Genomic DNA, 566 nt, shown 5'->3' with positions numbered 1-566 from the left:
GGCCCAAAAAAGGCCAACAAGTCTATCAATATCAGGCCGTATTCCGGCTGGATGAGAAAAAAATGCTGATTTTCACCCTGTCATCCCCGCAGAAATTCACCGATGCTCAACGGCAGTGGCTGGATGATGGCCTGAAAAGTTTCCAGTTCTAAGAAGGGGGCGCTATGCCAGAAGCTGCACGACTCGGAGACACGATAGGCCATTCCAGCGCCATGGCGGGACTGATGGCGGGAACCGTCATCGGTTCATTAATTTCAGCTGCCGGGGGGATTCTCGCCGGGGCCCTCTTTGTGGCCGGATTGGCTGCATCCTGTATCGGGGTGGGCGTTTTGCTGATTGGTGCCGCTATTGCGGTGGGCATGGCGGCGGGTTATTTAGGCGACATGGCGCGTGACGCCGCTGTCTCTGCGGGGGCCTCGTCGCGCAGTCCCTGCGGGGCAATTACGCGAGGCTCCCCCAATGTCTTTATCAACAGCAGACCCGCCGCTATCGCGACACGCAGCACGGTGGAATGCAGTAAAGAGCATGGCCTGCGCCAGATGGCAGAAGGCTCGGCTTCCGTTTTC

General features: G+C 58.3%; 2 protein-coding genes. Both read left to right on the top strand.

Features of this window, described 5'->3' with window-relative positions; translation table 11 throughout:
• Positions 1-152: DcrB-related protein (locus C5471_RS24995; protein WP_166296657.1), on the top strand; the 152-nt coding region annotated here is incomplete at its 5' end.
• Positions 153-164: 12 nt separating this feature from the next.
• The coding region (locus C5471_RS23520) for a PAAR domain-containing protein (protein WP_166296654.1) at positions 165-566 on the top strand (402 nt) is incomplete at its 3' end.

This window comes from Photorhabdus tasmaniensis (assembly GCF_011189505.1).
GTDB lineage: Bacteria > Pseudomonadota > Gammaproteobacteria > Enterobacterales > Enterobacteriaceae > Photorhabdus > Photorhabdus tasmaniensis.
This window is presented reverse-complemented; position numbering and strand designations above follow the sequence as displayed.